General features: G+C 66.4%; 16 protein-coding genes and 1 pseudogene. 7 read left to right on the top strand and 10 right to left on the bottom strand.

From position 1 onward, the window contains the following. The first annotated feature begins 228 nt into the window (after positions 1-228). The 5 genes and pseudogenes from U5760_RS26355 (at position 229) to fliD (ending at position 6,175) form a co-directional block, all read left to right on the top strand. Entirely contained in the window at positions 229-555 is a 327-nt protein-coding gene (locus tag U5760_RS26355) for a hypothetical protein (RefSeq protein WP_322015261.1), read from the top strand. Positions 556-595: 40 nt separating this feature from the next. Next, positions 596-798, top strand: a pseudogene (locus U5760_RS31720) (hypothetical protein); the annotation flags it as partial. 253 nt (positions 799-1,051) lie between these two features. Next, the gene (acnB, locus tag U5760_RS26350; protein ID WP_322015260.1) at positions 1,052-3,649 is read left to right on the top strand and encodes a bifunctional aconitate hydratase 2/2-methylisocitrate dehydratase; all 2,598 of its coding nucleotides are present in this window, start codon (positions 1,052-1,054) and stop codon (positions 3,647-3,649) included. Positions 3,650-3,832: 183 nt separating this feature from the next. After that, positions 3,833-4,183 carry a VOC family protein gene (locus U5760_RS26345; RefSeq protein WP_322015259.1) on the top strand — a complete coding sequence of 117 codons (351 nt, stop codon included), beginning with the start codon at positions 3,833-3,835 and terminating at the stop codon, positions 4,181-4,183. 417 nt (positions 4,184-4,600) lie between these two features. Next, positions 4,601-6,175, top strand: a complete 1,575-nt coding sequence (gene fliD, locus U5760_RS26340) for a flagellar filament capping protein FliD (RefSeq protein ID WP_322015258.1) — start codon at positions 4,601-4,603, stop codon at positions 6,173-6,175. Between the two features lie 220 nt (positions 6,176-6,395). Here fliD and U5760_RS26335 read toward each other — a convergent pair whose 3' ends face one another. Next, the gene (locus tag U5760_RS26335; RefSeq protein WP_322015257.1) at positions 6,396-7,907 is read right to left on the bottom strand and encodes a CoA-acylating methylmalonate-semialdehyde dehydrogenase; all 1,512 of its coding nucleotides are present in this window, start codon (positions 7,905-7,907) and stop codon (positions 6,396-6,398) included. A 153-nt stretch (positions 7,908-8,060) separates the two neighbouring features. Here U5760_RS26335 and U5760_RS26330 point away from each other — a divergent pair, with 153 nt between their 5' ends. Further along, positions 8,061-9,002, top strand: a complete 942-nt coding sequence (locus U5760_RS26330) for a LysR family transcriptional regulator (protein WP_322015276.1) — start codon at positions 8,061-8,063, stop codon at positions 9,000-9,002. A 14-nt stretch (positions 9,003-9,016) separates the two neighbouring features. Here the strand turns inward: U5760_RS26330 and U5760_RS26325 are convergent, their stop codons facing one another. Next, entirely contained in the window at positions 9,017-9,970 is a 954-nt protein-coding gene (locus U5760_RS26325; RefSeq protein WP_322015256.1) for a LysR family transcriptional regulator, read from the bottom strand. A gap of 120 nt (positions 9,971-10,090) precedes the next feature. Between U5760_RS26325 and U5760_RS26320 the strand changes: the two genes are divergently transcribed. Continuing rightward, on the top strand, positions 10,091-10,858 hold the full coding sequence (locus U5760_RS26320; RefSeq protein ID WP_322015255.1) for an SDR family oxidoreductase: 768 nt from the start codon (positions 10,091-10,093) through the stop codon (positions 10,856-10,858). Positions 10,859-10,900: 42 nt separating this feature from the next. Here the strand turns inward: U5760_RS26320 and U5760_RS26315 are convergent, their stop codons facing one another. The 8 genes from U5760_RS26315 to U5760_RS26280 all read right to left on the bottom strand — a co-directional run bounded on the left by U5760_RS26315 (position 10,901) and on the right by U5760_RS26280 (position 20,879). Beyond that, positions 10,901-11,854 (bottom strand): hypothetical protein, encoded by a 954-nt coding sequence (locus tag U5760_RS26315; protein WP_415914185.1) that lies wholly within the window; start codon positions 11,852-11,854, stop codon positions 10,901-10,903. Next, on the bottom strand, positions 11,847-13,352 hold the full coding sequence (locus U5760_RS26310) for an AMP-binding protein (RefSeq protein WP_322015254.1): 1,506 nt from the start codon (positions 13,350-13,352) through the stop codon (positions 11,847-11,849). The genes U5760_RS26315 and U5760_RS26310 overlap by 8 nt, the downstream gene beginning before the upstream one ends. 1 nt (position 13,353) lies before the next feature. Next, the gene (locus tag U5760_RS26305; protein WP_322015253.1) at positions 13,354-13,596 is read right to left on the bottom strand and encodes an acyl carrier protein; all 243 of its coding nucleotides are present in this window, start codon (positions 13,594-13,596) and stop codon (positions 13,354-13,356) included. 32 nt (positions 13,597-13,628) lie between these two features. Next, positions 13,629-15,230, bottom strand: coding sequence for an MBOAT family O-acyltransferase (locus tag U5760_RS26300; protein ID WP_322015252.1), 1,602 nt, complete (start codon positions 15,228-15,230; stop codon positions 13,629-13,631). A 5-nt stretch (positions 15,231-15,235) separates the two neighbouring features. Then, positions 15,236-16,489: an alginate O-acetyltransferase AlgX-related protein gene (locus tag U5760_RS26295; RefSeq protein WP_322015251.1), complete on the bottom strand. Its 1,254-nt coding sequence runs from the start codon at positions 16,487-16,489 to the stop codon at positions 15,236-15,238. Then, complete coding sequence (locus U5760_RS26290; RefSeq protein WP_322015250.1) at positions 16,486-17,538, bottom strand: alginate O-acetyltransferase AlgX-related protein; 1,053 nt, start codon at positions 17,536-17,538, stop codon at positions 16,486-16,488. The genes U5760_RS26295 and U5760_RS26290 overlap by 4 nt, the downstream gene beginning before the upstream one ends. A gap of 98 nt (positions 17,539-17,636) precedes the next feature. Next, positions 17,637-18,374, bottom strand: coding sequence for an alginate O-acetyltransferase AlgF (locus U5760_RS26285; RefSeq protein ID WP_322015249.1), 738 nt, complete (start codon positions 18,372-18,374; stop codon positions 17,637-17,639). A gap of 15 nt (positions 18,375-18,389) precedes the next feature. Then, positions 18,390-20,879: a bacteriophage N4 adsorption protein A gene (locus U5760_RS26280; RefSeq protein ID WP_322015248.1), complete on the bottom strand. Its 2,490-nt coding sequence runs from the start codon at positions 20,877-20,879 to the stop codon at positions 18,390-18,392. Positions 20,880-20,999: the final 120 nt, after the last annotated feature.

The following is a 20,999-nucleotide window of genomic DNA, read 5'->3' as shown; positions in this document are numbered from 1 at the left end:
GGCGTTCATTATGCACCGGCGTGGTGAGCGGGCGGCGGCTGCGTGTGCACCGGGCCGCGCAGCCACGGCATGGCCCCGGCTGCGCGGCGACTCGCACCGGACGGTCGATTTGCGGTGCGAAATGACGCTATCTCCCGCGATGGATCCGGTTTTTGGCGTCGTAGAGTTGCAGCTACCGGGAGTCTCGTGAAAAGCGCCCCGGTTTAAGAGAGCCGGAGGGTGGATTCAGTGAGCAATACGTTAAATCGGCTAGTGGCCTGGAGTGCGCGCGCAGGGGTGCTGGGCGCCGTGCTGTTGGGCGTTCCGGTCGCGCACGCGCAGGGAACCGGCGGCACGGGCAGTGTGCCGGCGAGTATGTTCTTCAACGAAGCCAGCCTGGCCACCACCGCCGCGCCCAATGTTTCGGGCGACCTCAAGACCGGCACAGATTTCCTTCCCGCTTTGGCCCCCGCTCCCGCCGGAACCGAGCCGCCGACCCGCGTAGTGCCTTTTTTTGAGGGCAGCTATGGACACCACCCGGCCGTCGGGCTCAATTTCCTGTTCGACCTCGGGTGACGAGCGGGGCCACGGACACAGCACGCGATTTCAACCGCCGCGTGAAGACTGGGAATCGCTGTTCTGCGCGCACGGCATGAAGCACCCGTTACCCCGCATGCACATGCTGGACGGGTTCAACGAAGGCTGGATCCGCTTCGAAGCCCCGCCGATGCGATCGTTCGCGGGAGCATCGAACGCATCGAACTCGACACGGTACTCGAAACGCTGGTGAACCGCGCGGCGAGGCAGGAAGCTTCGTAGGCAATCGCCCGTGTGGCATTTCAGGTTTGCCACCTTCCCGGTACGCATTTCATCAAGATTCAGGTAGATTCCGACGCACCACAAATCTATGTCATTGATTTACCTAAATTTTAATTTTTAACTCTTATATAAGATATAAGACATTTGACAATACAGGCCTCTGGAACTAGAATCGCGTCCAAAGCCGCGCCCGGGACATAACCGTCCCGGCGCGCGGGGAAAGCCCCCCAACCCATTTCCAGCAGGTCCCCCCATGCTTGAAAACTTTCGTGCTCACGTAGCCGCCCGCGCCGCGCTCGGCATTCCTCCCCTCCCGCTGACCGCCCAGCAGACCGCCGAACTGGTGGAGCTGCTGACGAACCCGCCCGCGGGCGAAGAGCAAACGCTGCTCGACCTGATCACCCACCGCGTGCCCGCCGGCGTGGACGAAGCCGCGCGCGTGAAGGCCGGCTTCCTCGCCGCCGTGGCCAAGGGCGAGATCGCCTGCGCGCTGATCTCGCGTGCGCGCGCGACGGAACTGCTGGGCACGATGCTGGGCGGCTACAACATCGCCCCGCTGATCGAACTCCTCGCGGATGCCGAAGTGGGCACCGTCGCCGCGAACGCGCTGAAGAACACCCTCCTGATGTTCGATCAGTTCCACGACGTCAAGGAACTGGCCGACAAGGGCAACGCCAACGCGCGCGCCGTGCTGCAAAGCTGGGCCGACGCCGAATGGTTCACGAGCCGCCCGGAAGTGCCGCAGAGCCTGACCATCACGGTCTTCAAGGTGACGGGCGAAACCAACACCGACGACCTCTCGCCGGCTCCGGATGCCACCACGCGCCCGGACATCCCGCTGCACGCGCTGGCAATGCTCAAGAACGCCCGTCCCGGCATCACGCCGGAAGAAGACGGCAAGCGCGGCCCGGTCAAGTTCATCGAGTCGCTGAAGGAAAAGGGCCATCTGGTCGCTTACGTGGGCGACGTGGTCGGCACGGGCTCCTCGCGCAAGTCGGCGACCAACTCGGTGCTGTGGTTCACGGGTGAAGACATTCCCTTCATCCCGAACAAGCGCTTCGGCGGCGTGTGCCTCGGCAGCAAGATCGCCCCGATCTTCTACAACACGATGGAAGATGCCGGCGCCCTGCCGATCGAGCTCGACGTGTCGAAGATGGAAATGGGCGACGTGGTCGAACTGCGCCCGTACGACGGTAAAGCTCTCAAGAACGGCGAAGTCATCGCGGAGTTCAAGGTCAAGTCCGACGTGCTGTTCGACGAAGTGCGCGCCGGCGGCCGCATTCCCCTGATCATCGGCCGTGGCCTGACCGCCAAGGCGCGTGAAGCGCTGGGCCTCGCCCCGTCGACGCTGTTCCGCCTGCCGCAGCAACCGGTCGACAGCGGCAAGGGCTTCTCGCTCGCCCAGAAGATGGTCGGCCGCGCATGCGGCCTGCCGGAACTGAATGGCAAACAACAGGGCGTGCGCCCCGGTACGTACTGCGAACCGAAGATGACCTCGGTGGGCTCGCAGGACACCACGGGCCCGATGACCCGCGACGAACTGAAGGATCTGGCCTGCCTCGGCTTCTCGGCCGATCTCGTCATGCAGTCGTTCTGCCACACCGCCGCCTATCCGAAGCCGGTCGATGTGAAGACGCACCAGACGCTGCCGAACTTCATCAGCACGCGCGGCGGTATCGCGCTGCGCCCGGGCGACGGCGTGATCCACTCGTGGCTGAACCGCATGCTGCTGCCCGACACCGTGGGCACCGGCGGCGACTCGCACACGCGCTTCCCCATCGGCATCAGCTTCCCGGCCGGTTCGGGTCTCGTCGCCTTCGCGGCCGCCACCGGCACGATGCCGCTGGACATGCCGGAGTCGGTGCTGGTCCGCTTCAAGGGCAAGATGCAGCCGGGCGTGACCCTGCGCGATCTCGTCAACGCGATCCCGCTCTACGCCATCAAGCAAGGCATGCTGACGGTGGCCAAGCAAGGCAAGAAGAACATCTTCTCGGGCCGTATTCTCGAAATCGAAGGCCTGCCCGACCTGAAGGTCGAGCAAGCATTCGAACTCTCCGATGCGTCCGCCGAGCGCTCGGCCGCCGGTTGCACGGTGCACCTGAACAAGGAACCGATCATCGAATACCTCAACAGCAACATCACGCTGCTGAAGTGGATGATCGCCCAGGGCTACCAGGACCCGCGCAGCCTGCAGCGCCGCATCAAGGCGATGGAAGCGTGGCTGGCCGATCCGCAACTGCTGCAACCCGATGCGGATGCCGATTACGCCGCCGTGATCGAGATCGATCTGGCCGACATCCACGAGCCGATCGTGGCCTGCCCGAACGATCCGGACGACGTGAAGACGCTCTCGGACGTCGCCGGAGCGAAAATCGATGAAGTGTTCATCGGCTCGTGCATGACCAACATCGGTCACTTCCGCGCCGCCTCGAAGCTGCTGGAAGGCAAGCGCGACATCCCCGTGAAGCTGTGGGTCGCGCCGCCGACCAAGATGGACCAGAAGCAGCTGACCGAAGAAGGCCACTATGGCGTGTTCGGCACGGCCGGCGCCCGGACCGAAATGCCGGGCTGCTCGCTGTGCATGGGCAACCAGGCACAGGTGCGTGAAGGCGCAACGGTCATGTCGACGTCGACCCGTAACTTCCCGAACCGTCTGGGCAAGAACACGAACGTGTACCTCGGCTCGGCGGAACTGGCGGCAATCTGCTCGCGTCTGGGCAAGATTCCGAGCAAGGAAGAGTACATGGCCGATATCGGCGTGATTAACGCCAACGGCGACAAGATCTACCAGTACATGAACTTCGACCAGATCGAAGACTTCAAGGAAGTGGCCGACACCGTGACGATGTAAACGGGCGGTCGAGCTACGGCGCGAGGTTCGCGTTGTCGCACCACAGAATGGCGCTGCAGGCATTGTCTGCGGCGCCATTTTTTTAACTGCAATCGGTACGTCGCTTGGTCGCCTGGCCCGCCGGAGATCCTGGCGTATCGATCTCTGCTAGATTCCGGTCCACCTCCACTCCGGGACAATCCCATGAAGCTTCGCACGGTTTATCTGAAAGTGAATGACATGGCGGCATCCACCTTGTTCTGGCAAAAGCTCCTCGAACGCGAGCCGCATAAGCAGTCCGGGAAATGGACGGAATTCATGATCGACACAATCCGTCTGGGTCTTTTGCTGAACGACTTTGGCGATGAATACTCGGGCAGCAGCTCGGTGCCGGTTTTCGAATTCGAAGAACACGCCCTCCATGCATTCGTGAAACGCGCGAAAGAGAATGGCGCAGTCGTCGTGGTCGACGGATTGGAGATCGAGGCGATGAAGAGCATCGTCCTGAGCAGCCCGGACGGCCACGAGTTCGAACTCTGCATGTGTCACGCCTAGACGGCGCAGGCCGTCCCTTCCTTCCTGCCGACGAGTTCTGCGCGGCAAGCCCTTTCTGCGGATCGCCTCGCCGATCCCAATCCCATCCCGCGCCGGCGGCACGCGCCGCCGTGCCGGTGCCGCCCCGATAGCCCCCGCCCCTCTACGGCCCGTCGCCCCGCGATGCCAATGAGCATTTAAATATTGTTATAATTGGTAATAAGTTCCATATCAAAAGTTTGACTAATGGCCAAACCGGTGGTCTAGCACGCGGCGTAGTGGTATGCGCCTTCAGCTATCGAAGGCTAAAGCTTTCGTTTTCCTTGCCGTTAGCTGTATGTAGGGTTTCGAGTTACCCCTCTTCGAGAAGCGGAATACCGCTCGTTCCGGTGCGAACCGGATTGCGTTCAGACAGGCCAACCATTACGCGGAGTTCTCATGGCAACCATCGGTGGAACCCCTTCCGTCACCAACGGCACCGGCACGACGGCCCAGCAGGCAGCCGAGCAGGCGAAGGCGGCCGCACAGAGCGCGCTTCAACAGGCGGCGCAGTCCATCATCGGCGGATCGACGGGCAATAGCTCGATGAACGTGCAGGCGCTGGTCTCCGCGCTCGTGACCGCCAAGGTCGCCGGCCAGACGGCCACGCTCACCGCGAAAACCACCGCCGCCAACGCGCAGATCTCCGCCTTCGGCCAGTTGTCCGCTTCGCTTTCGGGCTTGCAGGTCGCGCTCGCCCCGCTCTTCAACGGTTCGATGCTCACGTCGTTCACGGCCACCACGAGCGGCACCGGCATCACGGCCAGCGCGGGCAACGGCGCCACCCCGGGCACCTACTCGCTCGACGTCACGCAGATCGCCAGCGCGCACAGCCTGACGTCGAGCGCGTTCGACGCGAAAAGCGCCGCTTCGCTGGGAACGGGCGCGCTCACCATTCAGGTCGGTTCGCAGTCCATGACGATCGACGTCAATGCGTCGAACAACAGCCTGAGCGGGATCGCGTCGGCCATCAATTCGGCGAACAACAATCCGGGGCTCAAGGCTTCGGTGATCAACGGCTCGAATGGCCAGCACCTTGTGCTGACCTCCACCGCCACGGGCGCGGCCAACGCGATCAGCGTCATACCGAACGACACGTCGAGCGACGCGCTCAAGAGCCTCGCCGTCAAGACGACACCGGCGAGCAACACCACGCCCGACAGCAAGTCGACGCTCACGCAGCCGGGCTCCATGTGGAGCCAGACGTCCTATGCGCTCGACGCGCAATTCACGGTGAACGGCGCGACGGCAACGAGCGCCAGCAACAACGTGACGGGCGTCATCAACGGTCTGACGTTGAACCTGACTTCGGCGGCCGTGGACACGAGCGGCAAAGGCACCGGAGCCCAGACGGTCACGGTTGCCGCCGACACGGCAAGCCAGGTCTCGACCATCAACAGCTTCGTGACGGCCTACAATTCGCTGATCGGCACCATGGGCACGCTGACGGCATTCAACAAGGGCGCGGCGGCCGGCCAGCAGGGCGCCACGCTGCTGGGCGACCCGCTCGTGAACAACCTGCGCGAGGCCCTGGGCAATATCGTCGGCGGCACGGTTGCCAGTTCGGGGGTGCGCAGCACGCTCGGGGCGCTCGGTATCACGCTGGGAGACAACGGCAAGCTGTCGCTCGATTCGGCCAGGCTCACGAGTGCGGTGCAGAACAATCCGTCGCAGGTCGGCGCGGTGTTCAACCTGACGAACGGGATCGGCAAGCAGCTCAATTCGGCCATCAAGCCCTATACGCAGACGGGCGGCCTGATTGATTCCCGCACCAACGCGGCGACGGCGAACCTGAACGACGTCACGACGCAGGGCAAGGCGTTGACGGCCTACAGCAACCAGTTGACGGCACGATACAACGCAGAATTTACGGCCTTGAACACGCTGATGTCGACGACGAACAACAATACCCAGTACCTGACGGCATTGTTTGGCGGTGCGAATAATTCTGGAGCGCTCAACAAGTCCAGGTGATCACCTGCGTGTTGACACGGCCTCGGCTGAACGATCAGCGGCGCGCGCTCGCGAAAGGGCTTTCTAGCGGCTCAAGCCGCGGCCAGGTTCGTCCGGATCGACCGTATCGACTGCGCACCCTCTCTACGCTATCTACTGGCCTGACAAAAGAGAAACGGTCCCGGGCGACGGCTTCATGCCGCCGCCCGGGACCGCTCTCAAACGCTTCGGTTAACGCGCGTTACTTCGCCACCGGCATCGTAAACTCCGCCCCCTTCTCGGTGCTTTCAGGCCAGCGCTGCATGATCGACTTCTGCTTCGTATAGAAGCGCACGCCCTCTTCGCCATACGCGTGCATATCGCCGAAGAGGCTGCGCTTCCAGCCGCCGAAGCCGTGCCATGCCATCGGCACCGGAATCGGCACGTTGATGCCCACCATGCCCACTTCGATCTGGCGGCCGAACTCGCGGGCCACGTTGCCGTCACGCGTAAAGCAGGCCACGCCGTTGCCGAATTCGTGGTCGTTGATCAGTTGCACGGCTTCCGAAAAGTCCTTCACGCGCACGCAGGCCAGCACCGGCCCGAAGATTTCCTCGCGATAGATGCGCATTTCGGGCGTGACGTTGTCGAACAGCGTGCCGCCGGTGAAGAAGCCGTCTTCGTGTCCGGGGACCTTGAGGCCGCGTCCGTCCACCACCAGCGTCGCGCCTTCTTCCACGCCACCCGTGATGTAACCCTCGATGCGCTCCAGCGCCTGGCGCGTGACGATCGGGCCCATTTCGGCATCGGCTTCCATGCCGTTCTTCACGATCAGGCTCTTCGCGCGCTCGGCGAGGCGCGGCACGATCTTGTCGGCGACGTCGCCGACCAGCACCGCGACCGAGATCGCCATGCAACGCTCGCCCGCCGAGCCGTAGCCGGCGCCGATCAGCGCGTCCACGGCCTGGTCGAGGTCGGCGTCGGGCATCACGACCATATGGTTCTTGGCGCCGCCCAGTGCCTGCACGCGCTTGCCGTGCTTCGCACCCGTTTCGTAGATGTAATTGGCAATCGGCGTGGAGCCCACGAAGCTCACCGCCTTCACGTCGCGGTGCGCGAGCAGTGCGTCCACCACGGTCTTGTCGCCCTGCACGACGTTGAATACGCCGTCCGGAAGACCGGCTTCCGTGAGCAGGCGCGCCATGAACAGCGACGCAGAAGGATCGCGCTCGCTCGGCTTGAGCACGAACGTGCAGCCCGCCGCGAGCGCCACCGGGAACATCCAGCACGGCACCATGCAGGGGAAGTTGAACGGCGTGATGCCCGCGACCACGCCCAGCGGCTGGCGCACGGTCCAGTTGTCCATGCCCGTGGACACCTGCTCGGTGTAGTCACCCTTGAGCAGTTGCGGAATGCCGCAGGCGAATTCGATCACGTCGATGCCGCGCGCGACTTCGCCCTGGGCGTCGGCGAACACCTTGCCGTGCTCGGCCGTGATGATGGCCGCGAGTTCGTCCTTGTGGCGGTTCATCAGTTCCAGGAAGCGCAGCATGACGCGCGCCCGGCGGATGGGCGGCGTGTCGCGCCAGGCCGGAAACGCGGCTTTCGCGCTCGCCACGGCCGTATCCACGTCCGCTGCCTCGCCCAGCACGAGGCGGCGCGCCACGGCGCCCGTCGCCGGGTTATAGACCGCCTGGGTACGGTCGCCCGTGCCCCGTTCGGTCTTGCCGCCAATGAAATGGACCACGTCCGCGGAATCGGTGTATGCCTGCATGTCATCTCCTCGCCAGTCGGTTTGATGACGCCCAGTGTAAGGAGGCCTTTCGAGCCTGCAAAGACATCGCAGCTGAATTGATTGTTTTCCATAATGAACAATCAAGGTATCCCACGATGAAAGATGAAGACCCGCGGTGCTATCATCGGCTCCATGGATACGCAGAAAGTCGAAGCGCTCTGGACCCATCTGCACTGGCTGAATGTGCTTGCGGAGCAAGGCAGCTATACCGCTGCCGCTACGCGCCTGGGCGTGAGCAAGGCGGCCATGAGCCAGCGCATTGCCGAACTGGAGCGGGTGGCCGGAGTCGCGCTGGTGCAGCGCACCACGCGCAGCGTGCGTTTTACCGAGGCGGGGCGGCAGCTCGTGGAGCAAACGCGCGCGCAGTTCGAACACATCGCGGCGAGCTTCGCGAGCGTGCGCGAGATGGCCGACGTCGTGCGCGGCACGGTGCGCGTGACGGCGCCCGTGGCGTTCGCGCGCCAGCAGCTCGTGCCACGGCTCGCGCAGTTCGCGCGCGCGAATCCCGAGGTGCGGGTGCAGGTGGATCTGTCCGACCGGCTCACTTCGATTGCGACCGAGGGCTTCGATCTCGCCATCCGCCACAGCGCGCAGGTGCCGGAAACGCACGTGGCATGGAAGCTTTGCGACACGCGCTCCGTCATCGTCGCCACGCCGGCCTACCTCAAAAGACGCGGCACGCCGCAGGCGCCCGCCGATCTCCCGGCCCACGACTGCCTGTTCTATCCGCGCATGCCGGGCTCGGCCGTCTGGTCGTTCGAAAAGACGGGGCGCCGCGCCGACCCTGTGCGCGCGAACGTGGCGGTGAACGGCCCGGTCTCGGCCAACAACAGCGAAGCGCTGCGCGACGCCGCGCTGGAGCATCTGGGCATCGCGCTCTTGCCCGACTTCAGTGCCCAGACCGCATTGCAGGCCCGCAAGCTGGTTCTGGTGCTCCCGGCCTGGCGGCCCGTGGGCGCGTTTGCCCCGGAACTGCATGTGCTGCGTCCCTACGGCGCCCATGTGCCGCGGGCTGTGACGCGTTTCACCGAATTCCTCCGGGAGTCCTTCGCAGGCGGCTTCCCCCTCGAATGAGGGCAGGCAGCGCGCTACTCGCCCAACGTCACGCCCACCGTCCTGCCTACCGTCCCGCCCGCGCTGCCGCCCTGCTCCAGCAGCCCCGGCAACTGCGCCTGCAACCACGCCACCACGGCGCCCGTTTTCGCCGACACCCGCCGCGAGGCCGGATAAATCACGTGAACCGCTACGTCCGGCAACCGGTAATCCGGCAACACCGGCACGAGCTTGCCTTCGGCAATCTCGTTGCGACAGCTCGGCCACTGCAGCGCGCCAATGCCATTGCCGGCCAGCAATGCGCCCAGCAGCGGGCGCCAGTGGTTACAGCGCCAGGCTGAACGCACGGACGCAAGAACGGCCGAGCCGTCCGGCCCGTCCAGGCGCAGCTTGCCGTTGCGCGCAACACTGTCGATGTGGACGAACGGATGCGCTGCGAGCGCCGCGGGCGAAGCCGGTGCGCCGGCCCGCGCCAGATAGGCGGGCGAGGCCACCAGCAGCTTGCGCATCGTGCCGAGCGGCCGCGCGACGAAGCCGCCTTCGCCCAGACGGCCCACCCGGATCGAGACGTCCACGCCCTCCACCACGGGATCGACGAAGCGGTCGTTGAGCACCAGGTCGATACAAAGCTCGGGATGGCGCTGCTGCAATTCCGCGAGCAGCAGGGGCAGCAGCGTTTCGCCCAGTCCGTGGGGCGCCGCGATCCGCAGTCTGCCGCGCAACTGCCGGTTGAAGGTGGCGACGCTCGCGGTCGCGCCATCGACCACGTCGAGCGCCTCTTTCGCGCGCGCGTAGAACACCGCCCCTACGTCGGTGACGTTGACCGAACGCGTGTTGCGATCGAGCAGGCGTGCGCCCAGGTGCTGTTCGAGCTGCCGCAGACGTTCGCTCACGGCCGGCTGCCCCAGCCCGAGATCGCGGCCGGCGGCGGAGAGCCCGCCGCATTCGACGACGCGCACGAAAACGCGCATGGCGAGAAGAATGTCCATGAGTCAACCCATTCAATTCATCAAAGAATTCGATAAGGGTAATCGACGACGCGTGCGTTCTCCCGGCTCCGGTTCTCATAGAGCATGGCGGTTCTACTTCCTTGTCGATCGGAGAATACGATGAACGAAACCACGATGGAGCACCACGCGAACGCTAACACGGCTGGCCACACGAGGCCACTCGCGGGCCGTCATGTGATGGTGGTGGGGGGCACCTCGGGAATCGGCCTCGCGGTAGCACGCGACGTGGCGAGCGCGGGCGCCGAAGTGACGTTGGTCGGCCGCGATCCGCAGCGGCTGCGCCGCGCCGCCGGGTCGATCGGCGGTGCTCGACAACTCGTGGGAGACCTGCACGATGCTTCGGTGTTCGAAGCATTGTTCGATGCGCTGCCGCCGCTCGATCACCTCGTGATCACGGCGGGCACCGCATCGCTCAAGACGCTGCGCGAAAGCACGCCCGACGACTGGCGGCGCGTGGCCGAAGAGCGCATCGTCGGGCCGCTCGCTATCGTGCGTGCGGCGCTGAACCGGCTGCGCCAGGATGGCTCGATCGTCCTGACCTCGGGGCTGCTGGCTTCGCGGCCGATGCATACCGGCGCGGTGATCGGGGCGGGCGTGGCCGCCGTCGAGGCCATGGTGCGGGCGCTCTCGCTGGAGCTCGCGCCGATCCGGGTGAACGCGGTGTCGCCGGGGCTCGTCGATACGCCGCTGCTCGACACCTTCTTCGGCGACGGCAAGCACGAGGCGCTCGCGTCCGCCGCGGCGGCGCTGCCCACCGGACGTATCGGTCGACCCGACGATATCGCGCAAGCCGTACGGCTGCTGCTCACGGGCGGTTTCATTACGGGCGAAGTGCTGCACCTCGATGGTGGCGCGCGCTGGGCCTAGTGGTCCCCAAGCCGGGCCAAAAGCCAAGCCGCAAGCCGGCTTTCACCCCTGCCCCTCGGCATTGAGCAGGTCCTGCACGAGCCGATTCGACACATAGTGCGGACCGTCGAAGATCCAAATCTTGTAGTTGCGGTAGGCCCGCAATTGCGGCAACAACTCGGCCGCCGTAGCAGGACGAAAAGCGGGACGAAAGCCACTGCCGCTCGGGGCCGGCCGGAAGGCCTCGGCGATGATCCGCACGCGGTTGCCGCCAAGCCGTGCCGCGAGGGCATCGGCATAGCCGCGCGCCGTGTCCGGGGCGCGTGCCGAGGCACCGCAGCCGTCCTGGAAGAACACGCCCACATCGCGCGGCAGGCACCGATCCAGGAACGCGGCCAGCGCCGGGCCGCCCACGTTCGAGTTGTCATAGGCGCTCACCCACAGCGGGCGCGGCAGTTCGTCGAGCACTTGCGCAAGCACCAAGGCGCCCTGCCACGTGGGATCGATTTCGACGGGGAAATAGTAGCCGTCGATATGCACCGGCGGCTGCGCCGTCACCAGTTGCAACGACCGCCCGGTCAGTTGCGCCAGGTTCGTGCGCGCTCGGGTCTCGTCGAAATAACCGGCCAGTCCGACGATCACATTGCGCGCCCATGGCGCCTGTGCAATGCCAGTCCAGTCCGGCAACGGGCTGGATTGTTGCAAGCCGCTGGCAGCCTCGGCGACCGGCAGGAACGACGTGCCGTCCACGGCGGTCCATTGCACCAGCAGGTCCGTCACGCCAAGGCGGTCCCAGTCGCCATGCGGGTTGAGATGGTCGGCATCGGGCTGCCAGACGATGCCTTGCGCGAGGCGTTGCGGGCTGTTCGAACCGGGCGTCGAGCAGGCACCCGCCATGAGCACACCCACGCCGGCAACCAGCAGCGCGCGGCGGCGCGGCGATTGCAGCGGCGATTGCAGCGGCGGGGCCAGCGGGTCCGGTCGCTTCGCGCTGCGCGGATCAACAGGATCAGGCATCGGTCCGGCGCTCAGTACGGGCATGAAAATCACGGTAGTCGTTGGCGAGCTGCGCGCGGTCGATCTTCGCGTTGACCGTGAGCGGCAAGGCCCGGCAGGTCAGCAGTTCGGACGGGATCATGTAGGGCGGCAGGTATCGGCCCAATTGCGATTTCCAGTCGTGCAAAACATCGGGCAAGCGGCCGCTGCCATCGTGACTTTGATCGATCGCGACATACGCCGCGATCCGCGCCACGGAACCATCCGCGCGGCGCAGCGCCACCGCCGCGCCACCCTCCACGCCGGACAGCGTCCGCAAGGCTGCATCGATTTCCGCCAGTTCGATCCGGTAACCGCCTACCTTGATCTGTTCGTCGATCCGGCCATGGCAAAAGAGAAGCCCGTCGCCTTCCACCGAACCCAGATCGCCGGTCCGAAAGGCGCGCTGCCCATTGTGTGTGAACATGCGCGAGGCGTTCAGATCCTCACGGTTCAGATACCCGCGCATCACATGCTCACCCGCGATGCACAGCTCACCGTTCTCCACAAAGACTTCGGCGTCGCGCTTCGCGTAGCCGACCGGCAGACGCGCGTGTTGGGCGAGCACCGCGTCGTCGATCACGATCCATGTCGTAGCCACCGTGGCTTCGGTCGGCCCGTAGGTGTTGATGATGCGCGCGTTGGGAAAGCGCTGCCGCAGTTGCCGTGCGAGCGTCACGGGCAACACTTCGCCGCAGAACAGCAATGTTCGGAGCGACGGCAACCCTGCCGCGGAGAACTGCGTGCTCAGCAGTTGCTGCTGCGCGAAAGAAGGGGTGGATACCCACGTGGTCAGGCCGTTGCGCGCGAGGATGGCGCGAAAGAGATTGCCCTGGGCGGTCAGCGAGCGGGACGCGAGTATGATCGTGCCGCCCATGACCAGCGTGCCGAATACCTCGTACATCGAAAGATCGAAGCTGAATGGCGCCTGGCTCAGGAACACCGGGGCCTCGCCGAGTGCGAAATCCGCCATCCAGGCGGCCAGTGCCGCCACGCTCTCGCGACCGATCTGCACGCCTTTGGGTTCGCCCGTCGTACCGGACGTGAAGAGCACATAAGCAAGACCGGGCTCGCGCAACGGCGGTGGCGCCGATGCCGACTCAGCCGCGGCCAGCCGGGACTGCCCCTGCGCGTCGAGCGCGACGAAGCGCCCCTCGCTTGCGTCGAAGTACGTCGTCGCACCAAGCACAGCGGCAATGCGCTGCATGCGCGCCTCGGGATAGATCGTATCGACGGGCACGAACGGCGCGCGCAGCAGCAGCGCCCCCGCCATCGCCACGAAGAACGCCGCCTCCTTGTGGCCCCGCACGATCACGGGCACGTCGGCCGAGAAACCGTAGTCGCGTGCCTGCGTGGCCCACGCTTGCGCCTCGTCGGCCAGTTCGCGCCAGCGCAAGCTGCGATCGTCGGCAATGACCGCCCACGCGCCGGCGCGCACGTCGCACTCGACGAAGCGGTTTTCGGCTAGATCGAAGCGCATCTCAATCCTCGCGCTGCGCGGCGACGTATTCGCACAGCGCATCGACGGAGGCCAGATGTTCGGCGATCTCGGTGGGCGGAATCTGCACGCCGAACTGCGTTTCCACGCCGATCACGATTTCGACGGCCAGCACCGAATCCACCAGGCCGTTTTCGAGCAGCGGTTCGTCGTGGCTCACGGGACGCACCACGACGGACTCCACGAGACTCGCCACTTCGGCGCTCAGTTTTTCGTTTTGATTCATGGTTCTCGTCCTCACAAAGAGCGTTCCGGGCATCAGAACTGGAAATAGAGAAAGCGCACTTCGCCATGCAACTGGGCCACGCAGAACGCCAGCACACCGACCATGGCGGCAGTCCAGCCCAGCGACGGCCGCCAGCGCGGCAGCGCCGAAGGACCTTCGGCCGGACGCTCGAGCGCCGGCGAGAAGCGGCCCATCAACTGATGCGAATTCGGCAGACACCACACGATCGCGAGCAACGCGGCAATGCGCAGCGCGAGCATGGAGCGGCCCATGACCAGATGGAGCCACGTTCCGGCGTCCATGTTCGCGGCGTGCCATGCGGGCCAGGCAAGCGGCTCGATGCCGCGCAGGCCAGCCATGCCTTCGAGAAGCGCCAGTGCATCGCTCACGCCGTGCGCACGGAAGAATGCGAAAGCAACGAGCGCGGCCAAAAAAGTCAGGAGTACGTTGCAGACGTGGCGGATGCGTGCGCGCCAGCCTGTCGTGGCTGCCGTAGCTGCCCCCGGGCGCAGCCGCCAGGCGTGATTCACCGTCAGATAAACGGCGTGCAGCAGGCCGTAGATCAGGTACTGCACGCCTGCGCCGTGCCAGATGCCGGCCAGGGCCATCGTATAGAGCGTGGGCGTGGCCACGGTGGCGAGGAATCCGCCTGTCGAGCGCTGCGCGAGACGCCCGATCGGCAGACCTTGCTGCGCCCGCCGCCGGTTGATGCGCATCGCCAGCGGGTAGTAAAGGTACGCGGTCAGGTAGCGCGTGAGCGTCATGTGCCAGCGCTGCCAGAAGTCGATGATGCTGGCGGCCTTGAACGGCGAGTTGAAGTTCAACGGAAAGCGCACGCCGAACATCTTCGCCAGGCCCACGGCCATGTCCGAATAGCCGGAGAAGTCGAAATACAGTTGCAGCGCATACGCGAGACAGGTCCCCCACGCCGCCAGCCACTGCAGATCGTGCGGCGCGGCGAAACCCGCGTCGGCATACGGCGCGATCGTATCGGCAAGCAGAACCTTCTTCGCGAGACCGATCGTGAACAGGAATGCGCCAATCGAGAGATTCCCGGCACGCAACCGGTAGGTGGCCGGCTGCGCGAACTGCGTCATCATCTCCTTGTGATGCAGGATCGGCCCCGCGATCAGATGCGGAAAGAAAGTGACGAACTGCACGTAGCCCAGTACGTCGCGCTCCTTCACGATGCCTGCGTTGCAGTCCAACAGATAGCCGATCTGCGTGAAGGTGAAGAACGACACGCCGAGCGGCAGGATCACGTCGTGCATGCCCTGCGCGAGCCAACCGGCCGGCGTCATGCCGCTGGCGTGCACGAGCGCGCTCAGGAACGTTGCCAGATATTTGTAGCGCACGAGCACGGCGAGATCGGCCGTGATGGCGAGACCGAGCAACCAGCGGCGGCGCTTCGACTGTGCCGGTGCGGCGACAATCGCGCAGCTCATGGCGTAGTTGAACGCAATCGAAATCGTAAGCAATGCTACGAAAGCAGGATTCCACCAGCCGTAGAACACAATCGATGTGCCGCACAACCATGCCGCCGCCGCACGTGGCAGGCGCGCCCCCAGCAGGTAATAACCGGCCAGCGCGAGCGGCAGAAAGAGTGTCAGGAAAATGAACGAGTTGAATAGCATCGGCGTCAGTCCTGGCGGGCGCTGGGCGCTTCGTGTGCAGCACCGGGAGCGGGCACGGGCGGATTCGCGGCTGCCTGTGGCGCGCCGGTTCGCGGCTCATCGGCGACAGGCATGGAAAGCGCGTCCTCCGACATTTCCCAGATCACCACACGCACGCTTGCAGGCCACGAGGCACGCTTCGCCCACATCGCGTGCAACGCGCGGTCGAACTGGCCATCGTCGAGGCTCACGTTCCAGACCTCGCGCCCCAACTGCTCGCCCAGGCGGTCCGCAAACGCGCTGCGGCGCGAAAACGAGCTGCCGGCCAGCATGACTTCCGTGCCCGGGCCGGCGTCGAGCAGTCCGCCCGCGCGCACCGGGGTCAGTGTTTCGGTGGTTTCGACATCGGGTGCGGGGCGCCAGCCATCCGGCGCATCCGCGAGACCCGCCAGTTGAAGCAGATCGCCCACGCGCGGCGCGGCCGGCGCCTGCGCGTGTACGAAGCGCGTATCGCCGCGGGTGCCGAGCCGCGGCAGCACCGCAGTCGCCAATACCTGGGCTGCCGCTTCGGCACCGCGCGCATTCCAGTGCACGTCGGTGCGATAGAACGCGGGCCGCGCCTGCTGCAAGGCGGGCAGCAAATCGACATGGGCAACGCCCGCCTCGTCGAGGGCATGCTGCCAGCGCGCGAGACGGCGCGTCATGACAGGCGCCTGTGCGAGACCGCACAACGCATCGGTTTCCACCCGCGCCTTGTCCGGTACCGTGGCCACCACAAGTGCGATACCCGCTGCGCGCAGCGCACTCGCGTAGGCGTCGAGCGCGGCGATACGCGCGTCGATCAAGGGATCGGTCGCGGCCTCGCCGCCATCGTCGCCAAGGGGCCTCAAACCGTCGCGATAGAACAGCCAGCCGGGGCACCCTTCCATGACCTGCAGCCCCAGATCGCCGAACAGGCGGTAGCGCACGGCGGCTTCCCAGCCATGCAGGCCGCGCGCGTAGGGCACGTCGATCGCGCGGTCGATCTGGCGGCCCAACGTGCCGTCACGCCAGCCGTGCAGATCGAACGTCGCGCCGTCGTTGCGCGAGGCCGCAAGAGAGACCAACGCACCTGCGAAACCGAGCGCGAGCAGGCCCGCCACGAGCCATGCCACCGGAGCGTGGTTCGCGAGCGGACTTGCGGGCGACCCGGCCGCCGCACGCTTCGCGCCATACGCAGGCTCCGGCCTCGCCGGCAAGGCCCGCGATCCGGTCGCCTCGCCCGTCTCCTGGCCGCTCATGCGCCCGCCGCCCCCACGGCCTTTTCGACGCGCGCGAGCCAGGCGTCTTCGGCCATCACCGAGGGCGCATCCCACTGCCCGGCGGCCGCGGGTCCGTTCATCATCTGCCCTTCGTTGAACTGCCAGACGACGGCGTGGGGAGGATGGGACTTGAAGGCCGGCCCTTCGAGGTAGTTGAGCAGGGTCTTCCACGGGCCCGTGTCGCCGAAAGTCCAGGTGAGACCCACGGGCCGGTCGAGCGCATTCGAGAGCTTCTGCGTGAAACCCAGATACGGCTGCACCATGCTGTTGCCCACCACTTGCACCACATCCGGCCCGCTATCGAGCAGCGCGTTCTGCTGCGCCACGGCGCGCACGATGAAGTGATCCTTGCCGATCTCTTTCTTCTGCTGCAGCGCCAGCAGGTCGGCCAGGTCGCCGTAGTGCACCTCTTCCGTCCACGCACCGAGCTTCGCCCCCGTGCCTGCCGTGCCCGGCAGTGGTCCCGCCTCGGCAATCCGGGCGGCCACGCGCGCGGCCACGGCCTCGGCGCTATGACCGCTCCAGTGATAGTCGGCGCGCACGAAGCTCTCCACGTCCGGGTCGAGTGCGGCGAGCGCCGCTTCCGAGTCGATGATGGGCAGCCCGATCGCGTTGCCATGCGCGTGCATTGCCGCGAAGCGTTTTTGCATCGCCACCGAAAGCGTCACGCCGGCCGGCAGGTTCGCGGCGCACGGCCGCGCCTTGAGCGGCGCGATGGCGACCAGGCAGAGGATCTTGCGCGCGGCGAGTTTCTGCGCGGCGTTGTAGATGAGATCGACGTTCTTCAGGCACGCGTCGGTGGCATCGTCCGTGAGGCTTTCCCAGCCCGGGTAAAGCCAGCCGTCGCGTCCTTCGACGACGGTGCCCGTCGTCGCGGCGCGCGCGCTGCGCGGCAGCGCGAGCAGCGTGGCGAGCCCTGCGGCAAGCGGGATCGCCCCCAGCGCGGCCAGCACGCGCCGGCGTCGCGTATCGATCGGCGCATGGCTCTTGCCCAGGGAAGTCCCGGGCATGCGGTTGAAATCGGTCATGGACTGAGGCCTCTTCTCTTTATCGTGGTTATCGTTCGACGTGGGCGGCAGGCCGCACGGTCTCGTCGCGCTTGCGTCTTGCGGCAAGCCGATGGCTTCTAGGGGTTCGTCTGGCGCGCGCCGGGCGGCCAGGCCAGCGCGTCGCGCGCGCCGGCAAGCACGGGGTTCGCCGCATCGCCGAGCACGAAGAGGCTGTAGCCGTCTCCCGCCGCAAGCTGCGGCAGCGTCACTGCTGCCGAGGTCGCGCTGCCGCACTGCCCGACGAGGCGGGCCGTCACCGGATTGATCGCGCGCGCCGCCGTGTTGCCTTCGTCGAGATTGCCGAACACGGTGGCCCCGGCACCCGCCCCTGTGCCTGCAATGCCGATGCTCGCGCCGCAATTCGCGGCGAAGTTATAGGCGCGCAGCGTGGCCTTCAGGCCGTCGATGCGGTCGCCGCGCGCCGTGATGGCGCTCGCGTGCCAGCCGTGGGCGTCGTGCAGCACGGCCAGGGTGACGTAGTCGCCCGCTGCGGCCTTCGCGCTACCGCTATCGGTGCGCGACAGGGCACGGCCGTCGACGGTCGCGGAGAGCGGTTCGCCCGGCCGCAGCACGGCATAACGTGTCGCCGCGCGCGGCGCGAGCGTTTGCGCCGGGCCGCCCCCTGTGTAGACCACCTTGACCGGCTGCGCGGAGGCATTGAGCACGCGCAGGTAGGCCGCGTCGGCGGGCGGTTGCGGACCGTAGAGGCTCGCGACGTCGGCAGCCGCCTGCGCCAGGGCGGTGGGCGCCACACCGGCGAGTGCCGCGCCCGCCATCGCCCAGGCCATCGTCGTGCGCAAAGATCGGTTCTTCATTGCGTTGCTCCAGAATCAATACGAAAACACCGTGCCAAAGAACACGCCGCGCGCGCGCTCGTCGCCCGCGAGACGCCAGCGGTACTGCACGGAAACATCGACGTACGAGCGCGGCGCGTCGTACTTGCTGTCGCGGAACCAGTAGCGGGTGGAGATGCCCACGCCCGCCCCGACAGGGATGCTGTGATCGATGCTCGAGTCGTAGTCGGCGCCGGCCACGAGATACGGAAACACCGTCCAGCGCGGGCTGATGCGATCCATGCGGTAGGTGCGGCCCGCTTCGATCCAGGTCGTGCCATAGGTTTCGCCGCTATCGAGGTAGTGTCCGGTTTCGGCGTAGATTTGCGTGGTCCACCACGACGGCACGTCGATGCGTCGCTCGGTGCCGAAACCGCCCGAGTACGCAAGACGTGCGAGCCAGTCCGGATTGGCCGAGGAGCCGATGGGGATGATGCGTTCGAAGGCGAAGATCGCGTCGATCTGCGAGAACGGCTTGACGCGCGCGCCCAGCGAAAGCTGGAGCGTGCTCGCGCCGGTCGGGCCGCCGCCCTGCACGCCGAAGTTCTCGTAGCCGCGTGCATAGACTTCGAACATGCGGTCGCCGAGGCTGCCGAAGGGCCGCCACCAGGCTTCCACGCCGGTCTGCCAGTTGTTCGAGATGCCGGGCGTGGGCACCGTCGCGAAGCCCGGCTGCAGACCCGCGCCGCGATAGTTGAGCGATGCGTCGAAGCCCCAGTTGCGCGTGACATCGGCGTGCGCATTGCGCATGTCGTACACCTGCTGCGCCGTGGGTACCGGGTCGTCGCCGGCGGGTCCGGTGGCGGCGTCGATGGCGCGCTCGAAGTACCTGGCGGCTTCGGCGTTGCGGTGCGCCTGCTCTGCGGCGAAAGCGGCGTCGGCCGTTGCGTTGGGCGACAGCTTGCGGGACTGGTCGGCTGCCTTGAAGTAGTCGGAAGCCAGCCGGCTCTCGCCCGCGTGCTGGGCGACATACGCGGCCGTCAACGGCGGCATGGCCGCGAGCAACCCGTCGTCGACCGCCTTGCGCGCCTCGCGCGTGGCGCCGCGCTCGTCGCCCGCGTTGGTGAGCGCGTCGATCAGTTCGACGCGATGCTGCGCCACCTGCGGCGCCGCCTCGACGGCCTTGCGGGCCGCTGCGACGGCAGCAGCTTTGTCGGCGTCGCCGGTCTTCTTTGCCGCGTCGGTCTTTGCGGCGATTTCGGCGGCAGCGGTCTTGCCGCCCTTACCCGTCTTTTCAGCGGCAAGGGTCTTGATGGCCTTGTCGTCGTCATCGGACTTTTCGGCCGCCGTGGCGTAGTCGCGTGCGGCGGCAAAACCGGCGTCCGCGGCATAGACGTAGCAGGTTGCGCCAAACTGATCGCTCGAACAGTCGAAGATCGGACGGTTCGCAGGATCGAGCGCCGTAGAAGCCGCCGCGCCCTTGCCCTGGGTTAGCTGCTGCTTCGCCGTGTAGCGGCGTTGCGCAATGGGGGGATCGGTGTCGTCGCCGCGCATGCGCAGCGGCGCGAGCATGTCGAGCGCGCGTTGCGCCTCGCCGCGTGCGATCCAGACGTCGGCGATGATCACGCGCGCCACCCGCTGGTTGCGCTCGGTCGCGTCCTTCGCCTTGAGCGCGCGTGCGAAGTCCGCGTCGGCGGCCTCGGGTTTCCCTTCTGCCGCAAGCACGTAGCCGCGCAGGACGAGCGGCATGATCTCGGTGTCGTCGTTCGCGATTGCCGCGGCCGCCGCCGCTTCCACCGCACCCAGATCGCCGGTGGCGAAGAGCGTGGAGATCAGCTGGATGCGATAGTCCACCTGATCCGGCGCGTACTGCACCGTCTGCTGTGCGAGCGACACGGCCGTGTCCCGATCGCCGCGCCGGAATGCCGCGAACGAAGCGGCCGAGGACTTCGGCGCCAGCCGGTTGCCGATAAAGGTGCGGCGCAAGCGCAGGTCGTCGCTGTCGCCGAAGCGCTTCACCGCGTCGAGATCGGCCTGCCAGGCGTCCTCGTCCTGCCCTGCCGCGCCCGCCGCGTCGATGTAGAGGAGGCGCAGGCGCAGAAGGTCCGGACGCAACGCGACGGTCTGCCGCGCGTAATCCGCGCTCGCCTTGAAGTCCTTGTTCGCATAGGCCGCGTAAGCCTGCTTGCCGAGCGTGAGCGCATCTCCCGTCAACGTGTCGGGATCGGCCGGGCGGGCGCGTTCCACCTGCACCTTGCGAAGCGCTGCACGCAGCGTGTCGATCTGGCGTCGGCGCGCAACGAGCGAGGGCTCGGGACCCAGTTGGGCGATGGCCTCGGAGAGCGCCTGGCTCGCGGGGCCGAGGCGCCGCCCGGCCGCCAGCGAATTGGCGAGCAGGAGGCGCAGCGATACCACGTCCGGACGCTGCCGGATCGCTTCGCGCGCCTGCGCTTCAGCGGCTTCGTAATCGCCGCGGCCATAATCCGCGTAGGCTTGTTGCGCGATGCGATAAGCCGCGCCGCTGAGAGGAAGATCGATACGGGTCATCGTGGCGGAACCTGGCATGACGGGAGCAACGGCGGGTAGCGCCTGAGCGTGGGCAGCGCCAGGCACACCGAGCGCGAATGCAACGAGCGTGGCGGCGCACGAGGCCGTCAGCGAGGCCCG

Origin of the sequence: Paraburkholderia sp. J12 (assembly GCF_905220215.1) — a bacterium.
Lineage (GTDB): Bacteria > Pseudomonadota > Gammaproteobacteria > Burkholderiales > Burkholderiaceae > Paraburkholderia.
This window is presented reverse-complemented; position numbering and strand designations above follow the sequence as displayed.